The organism is Protofrankia sp. CiP1_Cm_nod4, assembly GCF_982290645.1.
Genome location: NZ_CEVIVC010000191.1, coordinates 1 through 7,369 on the forward strand (window position 1 = coordinate 1; position 7,369 = coordinate 7,369).

At 68.1% G+C, this 7,369-nt stretch carries 6 protein-coding genes and 1 pseudogene; 1 reads left to right on the top strand and 6 read right to left on the bottom strand.

Annotated elements, in window-relative coordinates:
- Positions 1-864 (bottom strand): annotated as a pseudogene (locus AC5LSR_RS22215) (excinuclease ABC subunit UvrA); the annotation flags it as partial.
- Positions 865-975: 111 nt separating this feature from the next.
- On the bottom strand, positions 976-1,425 hold the full coding sequence (locus AC5LSR_RS22220; RefSeq protein ID WP_250286547.1) for a helix-turn-helix transcriptional regulator: 450 nt from the start codon (positions 1,423-1,425) through the stop codon (positions 976-978).
- 840 nt (positions 1,426-2,265) lie between these two features.
- Here AC5LSR_RS22220 and helR point away from each other — a divergent pair.
- Entirely contained in the window at positions 2,266-4,434 is a 2,169-nt protein-coding gene (gene helR / locus AC5LSR_RS22225) for an RNA polymerase recycling motor ATPase HelR (RefSeq protein ID WP_250291610.1), read from the top strand.
- A gap of 422 nt (positions 4,435-4,856) precedes the next feature.
- Here helR and AC5LSR_RS22230 read toward each other — a convergent pair whose 3' ends face one another.
- The 4 genes from AC5LSR_RS22230 to AC5LSR_RS22245 all read right to left on the bottom strand — a co-directional run.
- The gene (locus AC5LSR_RS22230; protein ID WP_250291608.1) at positions 4,857-5,291 is read right to left on the bottom strand and encodes a PIN domain-containing protein; all 435 of its coding nucleotides are present in this window, start codon (positions 5,289-5,291) and stop codon (positions 4,857-4,859) included.
- Complete coding sequence (locus AC5LSR_RS22235) at positions 5,288-5,548, bottom strand: CopG family transcriptional regulator (RefSeq protein ID WP_493468949.1); 261 nt, start codon at positions 5,546-5,548, stop codon at positions 5,288-5,290. Before AC5LSR_RS22235 ends, AC5LSR_RS22230 begins: the two co-directional genes overlap by 4 nt.
- Positions 5,549-5,992: 444 nt before the next feature.
- Entirely contained in the window at positions 5,993-6,652 is a 660-nt protein-coding gene (locus AC5LSR_RS22240; protein ID WP_250286539.1) for an ISAs1 family transposase, read from the bottom strand.
- A 492-nt stretch (positions 6,653-7,144) separates the two neighbouring features.
- Positions 7,145-7,369 (bottom strand): hypothetical protein (locus AC5LSR_RS22245; RefSeq protein WP_250286537.1); only part of this gene is annotated, 225 nt, incomplete at its 5' end.

The window sequence follows — 7,369 nt, forward strand, 5'->3', positions numbered from 1 at the left end:
TTGCAGCGCGTCGACGTCCTTGGACAGGAACGACTTCTGGATCTTCGGGATCAGCCCCTCGTACGTCAGGTTGACACCGTTGACTTTGATCTTGGTAGGCTCCTTGTGGAGGAGGTCGTGGAGCTCCTTCCCGGTGTACCCGCGGATCGGCTTGTCCGGGTCGAGGAAGCCGCAGCCGCTGAAGATGCGGCCGTACCAGCCGTCGACGCCGTAGCCGGGGATCGTGAGCGCACCCTCGTTGAGCGACCTGCTGTCGTCGTAGAGCGCGGACAGGTCGAAGCCGGTGACCGTTCCCCGGCCCTCGCAGCGCGGGCACATGCCGCCGGTACGGGTGAAGGTCCGCGTCACGGTTCTGCCGGCGCCGCGTTCGACCGTGATCGCCCCGCTCGCGCGGACCGAGGGGACGTTGAAGGAGAACGCGCCGGGCGGGCCGATGTGCGGCTGCCCGAGCCGGCTGAAGAGGATGCGCAGCATCGCGCCCGCGTCGGTGGCGGTGGCGACCGTGGAACGGGCGTCGACGCCCATCCGCTGCTGGTCGACGATGATCGCGGTCGTCAGCCCCTCGAGCACGTCGACCTCGGGCCGCGCCAGCGTCGGCATGAAGCCCTGCACGAAGGCGCTGTAGGTCTCGTTGATCAGCCGCTGCGACTCCGCGGCGATCGTGCCGAACACCAGCGAGCTCTTGCCCGAGCCGGAGACACCGGTGAACACCGTCAGCCTGCGCTTCGGGATCTCGATGCTGACGTCCTTGAGGTTGTTCTCGCGCGCGCCCCGCACCCGGATCAGCTCGTGACTGTCGGCAACGTTCCTGCCGGCAGCGTGCGGCGCGGGCGATCGCGGGCCCGTCCTCGTGGCCATGCTCATCCTGTCTTTCATCGGTTCATCGGTTCATCGGTTCATCGGTCCATCGGCGTACCGGTGCATCGGTGCCGGCGGCCGCCTGACGGCCGCCACCGGCGTCGTGCGCGGGCTCCTTCACGCTAGGTGCGGCTCGGGGGCTGGCGCTTCTCGATTCCTGACCGGTCTGGTGGCCTGTTTCGCCACGCAGGACGGCATCCCCGCCGTCGCGCGCGCCGCCTGGCGCCGGTAGGCGTTCGGTGGCATACCGACCAGTTCGGTGAAGCGGCTGCTGAAGGTGCCCAGCGACGAGCAGCCGACCGCGAAACAGACCTCGGTGACGCTGAGATCGCCACGACGCAGCAGCGCCATCGCGCGCTCGATGCGCCGCGTCATGAGATAGCTGTACGGCGACTCGCCGTAGGCGCGGCGAAACTCACGGCTGAGGTGCCCGGCCGACATGTGCGCGCCGCGGGCGAGCGCCTCGACGTCCAGCGGCCGGGCGTACTCCCGGTCGATCCGGTCGCGGACGCGCCGCAGCCGCGCGAGGTCGCGCAGGCGCCGCTCCTCGGCGGCTCCGCTCGTCACCTACGAGATCGTGCCACGTCGTGCCGGAGCCGGCGTCGTTTACTCGTCCCAGTTGCCGATGCCGCTGAGCTGTCCGATCCGCTCGGCCGGCAGGCCGGTCAGCGCGGCGACGGATGGGTGGGCGAGCTGTCCAGCGTCCAGCACCTGGCCCCGCCTTGGTCCCTTCCGCGTCGAAGGTGTCGGCCGTCAGGTCGTCGAGGGACCGGATGGGCGTGTGCCTCTCGCGGCCAGGAGTTCCTCGACGGTGACCTGAGGGCGCAGCAGCGGATACAGAGAGGGTGTCCGGTCTCCGGAGTGCTCATGGACGAGGGCCTCCTCGCCGGTGTTTCCGGCTGGCTGCGAACCAGGACCAGCATACGGCGGCGTGCAGGTCGCGACCCGTGACCGGCCGCAGTCCGAAGAAACCGTCGCCTTGTCGCACACCGGTAGACGTCGGGCATTCGGCACCACCACGCCGACGGCCCGCGACCGCAAAGAGTGGCCGTCGTCGACCCTGAGAAGGGACCCGTCCTGGCAATCCTGATTTACGACCGAATTCTCGACTCGACCGAATTCTCGACTCGACCGATGAGCGGGCCGCCAAACTGGTGACCGAGCCGGTAACCGAGCTGGTGACCAATCTGGTGACCAAGTACCCGACGCCCACTCCCTCCCACTTTTAACCTATATCGTACCGGGGGGCTTGCGGCAAGGCCGGGGTCGTGCCGCAGAATAGCCGGCCGAGGCCAGGAGCTGCGGAAACGGGAGTCGCGGAATGCGTGTGTTGTTGTCGACGTATGGGTCGTGCGGGGACGGCGGGCCGCTGGTGGGACGCGCGGCGCGGCTGCGGGCGCTGATGGCGTGCACCCCTTGACCACCAGCGCGTTCGACCTTCCCTACCACCTCGCCGCCAAGGCCGGCCCGACGCTGATCGCCGGCGACGAGCAACACTTCGCGGCCATCGCGGAGAGCCTTGAGCAGTCGATCGCCGACCTGTCCGACCGCCTCGATGCCGCGCGCAGGGCGCCCGGTGGCACAGGCCAGCAGGCGATGGACCGGGACGTGGAGGTCCACCGGCTGACCGCCCGCCTACGCGTCCTGCGTCGCTTCGGCCTGGACCTGTGCCTCGGGCACATCGTCAGCGCGGACAGCCCCGAGCCCGTGTACATCGGACGGCTCGGCCTCACGGACAGCGCGGGCCGTCGGCTGCTGCTCGACTGGCGCGCGCCGGCGGCCGAGCCGTTCTTCGGAGCGACCCACGCCAACCCGATGGGCCTGGCGAGCCGCCGCAGGTATCGCTGGACCCGCGGCCGGATCAGCGACTACTGGGACGAGGTGTTCACCATGCTCACCTCGGATGGGTTCGAAGGGCACAGCGCGCTCGACGACCAGTCCGCCTTCATCGCCAGCCTGGGCGGCGACCGGTCGCCCCGGATGCGGGACGTGCTCGGCACCATCCAGGCCGACCAGGACGCCATCATCCGCGCGGGATCCGACGGCGCTCTCGTCGTCGACGGCGGTCCGGGCACGGGGAAGACCGTCGTCGCCCTGCACCGTTCCGCCTACCTTCTCTACCGTGACCCGCGCCTCGGTCACCGCCGGGGCGGCGTGCTGTTCGTCGGCCCGCATCAGCCTTACCTGGCCTACGTCGCCGACGTCCTGCCCGGCCTCGGCGAGGAGGGCGTGCAGACCTGCACCCTGCGGGACCTCGTCGCCGAGGGAGCCGCGGCAACGGTCGAGACCGACCCGGACGTGGCCCGCCTGAAGTCGTCCGCGGACCTGGTGAAGGCGATCGAGACGGCCGTGAGGTTCTACGAGGAGCCGCCCACCAGAGGGATGACGGTCACGACCGACTGGTCGGAGATCTGGCTGGGCGCCGACGCCTGGGCCGAGGCGTTCGAAGCACCAGACCCCGGCACCGCGCACAACGAGGCGCGCGAGCAGATCTGGGAGGAACTGCTCACGATCCTGATGGACAAGCACGACGTCGAGGTCGACGTCGACGTCCCGGCCGGCCTGCTCCGCCAGTCGCTGCTGCGGAACGAGGAGCTGGTCACGGCCCTCAACCGGGCGTGGCCGCTGCTCGAAGCGGCTGACCTCGTCGCGGACCTGTGGTCGGTACCCGCCTACCTGCGCAGGTGTGCCCCCTGGCTGTGCCCCGCCGAGATCCGGAAGCTGCGGCGCGAGGACGCCCGGGCCTGGACGGTGTCCGACCTGCCACTCCTGGACGCGGCACGGCAACGGCTCGGCGACCCGGGGGTGTCACGGCGCAGGCGTCGGCGGGGCGCCGCCCTCGCCGCCGAACGCGAGCGCGTGGCCAGGGTCGTCGACCACCTGCTCGCCGCCGACGACGACGGTGAAGGCGTGGTGACGATGCTGCGCGGAGAGGACCTGCGGGACGCCCTGGTCGACGAGTCCGGGCTGCCCGTTACCGGCCCGGACCCGCTCGCCGGCCCGTTCGCGCACATCGTCGTGGACGAGGCGCAGGAACTGACCGACGCGGAGTGGCAGATGCTGCTGCTGCGCTGCCCGTCCCGCAGCTTCACCATCGTCGGGGACCGCGCCCAGGCCAGGCACGGGTTCACACAGCCGTGGCGGGAACGGCTCACCCGGATCGGGCTCGACCGGATCAGCCTGGCCTCCCTGAGCATCAACTACCGGACCCCGGAAGAGGTGATGGCGGAAGCCGAGCCGGTTATCCGGGCGGTGCTCCCGGACGCCAACGTGCCGGTGTCCATCCGCGGCGGCGGCCTCCCCGTCGTGCACGGATCCGTTTCGGAGCTGGGCTCGATCCTCGACGCCTGGCTCGCCGCGCACGCCGACGGGACCGCCTGCGTCATCGGCGATCCCACGTTCCGGGCGACGCCCCGCGTCCGGTCGCTGCCCCCGGAGCTGTCGAAGGGGCTCGAGTTCGACCTGGTCGTCCTCATCGACCCGGAGACGTTCGGCGACGGCATCGAAGGAGCGGTCGACCGCTACGTCGCGATGACCCGGGCGACCCGGCAGCTCGTCATCCTCACAAGCCCCTGACGCCGGCCAGAACAACATGATCGCCATCGGGCGACCATGAAGGGCTCAAGGAGACAAGCCTGGTGCTGTCATAACGACAGCGGATTCATATCCTTGTCTTTTCGCTGCTTATCCCCAGGACCCGTTGTTGCTGTCGGTTCCTGCTCGTAGTACCGCCAGTTGCTGGCGGCACTGGGCGCGTTTGGTGTCCACCCCGGGTTCGCGGGGTCACATGGTAGGTGACGCCGTGGTAATGGCCGACGACCGTGCCGGAGAGGGTGTAGCGCGGGTACCAGCGCACCGCCGGCACTTCCCCTCGGGCGGGAAGCGGAAGTCGGCGAACTCCGACGTCGGAACCGGCGGACGGACACGACGTCGATGCATCACTCGATCATGACTGATCGGCAGCCGAGACGGCGGGCTTCGCCAATGCAACAGTGCCGTCACAGGTCGTCCGGCAGGAGACGGAACGCCTTGTGGTTGCTGAGCGGACGTATCGCACGGAAGTCTCGCCGGTCGAGCGTGAGAACGCTGTCGGTCTCGTACTGCTCCGCCAGCACCACGTTCACTGCGTCCGCCAGGTCCAGGCGCAGGTCGGCGTACCGGCTCTGGACCGTGCGAGCCTTGCGGAGGGTATCGGCTGACACCTCTGGGACCAGGATGCGCATGGCGCCCTCCTGTTGTAACAGCCAGTCATTGACTTTATAGGCGGCCTTGCGGTCGACGTTGCGGGTGATGACGTGCTCGACTTCAGCGAACACCAGCGGGGAAACCAGGGTCACGGACGCCTCGCGCAGTGCCGCGCGGGCTGCCTGGTGTTCCGGATTGCCAATGTTGAAGGCGGCCATGAGGCCAGAGGTGTCACCAACGACGATCACGTGGCGATACCAGTCGTGCCGTTTTTCCGGTCGACCGCTTCGTCGACCGCTTCGCGGACGTCATCTTCGGTGAGCGGGCCGCCGAAGTCGAGTGCCGGTATGTCCCAGTCGCCGGACCATCGGCGGGCGTGCAGCGCGGCGATACGGAACGCCTCGCGAAAATACTCGGATTCGGGCCGGCCTTCACGCGCTGCCGCCTCCTTGACGATCTGCAGGTATTCCTCCTCGACCATGACGGTCGTCTTCTTCAAGGCCATAGGGTTATGGTACCACCACCAGCAATATTGATCGCGATCGCCGGCTCTCGTGGGCGTTGCGGATGTCGCGTCATGCTCCCACTGTCCGTGCCCGAAACTCGTCCGTGGGCCCTGACCAGGGCTTCTGCACCACGGGTCAGCGCGACGAACGATCTACAAGCCTTCTGTGCCGCCGTGATGGGGACGGCGCACCCCGCGGGTGCCAGAAACCCGGATCGGGTCACATCGATCCGGTTGACAAGGCCGGGATCGCCAGTCGAAGATCCGCAGAGTCGATCTTCAGGACTACCCGGCAAGCCATGACAGGTCGCGCGACCCGCGCTCGGCGGGATGCCGTTCGCGCCGAGCGCACCGCGGAAGAAGCCGAAGCCGCTGAGGTCGAAGCGCTGGAGAACGAGCAGATCGTGGTGTCGGTGCGGGTACCTGCCTCCCTGGCCGAGACCCTCAAGGCCCAGGGGCGCACGGCGGCCCGACGGCAGCCAGGTTCACCTGTTCTCGGCGGCGACCCACGGCGCCGGGCTCGCAGTTGGCCAAGTCGAGGTCGATGCGAAGACCAACGAGACCAGGGTGTTTCGGACCCTGCTCCGGCACAATGGCGCTGCCAGTCACACCGGTTGGCTCTACCTGGCTGAGCAGGGCTTTCGGTGCGGGGATCTCGTTGTTCTTCGCGTCGACGGCGCGCTGGGCCAGCACGACCTGGTGGTGCTGGTCGCGAGCGGCGAGCAGGTGCCGGCCGGGAGTGTCGCCGTGGCGTGAGCCCTGCAGGGTTTTCCCATCGACCGCGATCCGCCGCCGTTCACCCTGGGGCGGCGTGGTCGCCGCGGCGGCCCAGGCACCGAGGGTCACGTCCAACATGTCGGCGTCGAGTCGGGCGAAAACCCGGCGGAACGTCCACTCGTCCGGGACCCGGGCGATCCCGAGTGCCGTGCAGACGGTCTCGCTGGCGTTCGCAGCCCACTCGCTGACCGCGGTGAACGACCGGGCGCCCGCGAGGACCGCGCAGGTCGCCAGCGTGAGCAGGATCGGTAGCTGGTGCCGCGTCCCCCGACGTTTCCTCGGATCGGTGACCTGGGCGAACACCGCCAACAGAGCCGCGGGCGGCACCAGCGCCGGTGTCGTGCGAGCCGCGATCGAGGACAGCTGATCTAGAACAGGGGCAGACGCGGATAATGGCGCGGCGGGCATGACACCTCGGGACGATCATGATGGCCTAGGAACCTTCGTGATCAATCGAGGGTCGTGCCCCCTCTGTTTCAGGGGCCCCAAAACGACTGGATTTCATACCTCATCAACACTGAAAACCATCGGTTCGGCCAATGATCCGCTACCTGGCAAATCTGCCAGGGTCCCGAAAGTGGGCATATGTATATATTTCCCTTGATCCGTTGCGCTGCGTCAGGTTGGATGTTGACACCGGCGCGGTCCGTGGGGCATTGTTCACCTATGTGGCTGAGATTTCTCCCCGTGATGTGCCGCTACATGGACTACCGGCGGACATCCAGCGCCCTCTGGCGCTGACATTCGTCCGCCCACGAACCGCACAGACCACCGCGGCAGAAGGGGCTCGGTCGGAGACCGCTATCGCAGCCTGCACCATCATTCTGCTGCCGCGATGCCGTCCAGCCTGCTTCTCGGACCTTCACCTTTACTGAAGACATCTCCTGGCGTGAAATCCATCTGAACGCCCCAGCGGCCTGTTGTGAAGTACTTATTCCCTGTGAGTTTGTCGGCTATGCCTAGAAGATCACACATAGTGATTGTTAGACCACCTAGGAGGGGCTGGTGAGTGGAGAGCTTGAGTTGCCGACGCGTGAGGATAAG

What these genes read in the sequence shown, in the direction of transcription:
- AC5LSR_RS22235 (WP_493468949.1), bottom strand. Translation starts at nt 5,548, where the DNA reads ATGGCCTTGAAGAAGACGACCGTCATGGTCGAGGAGGAATACCTGCAG.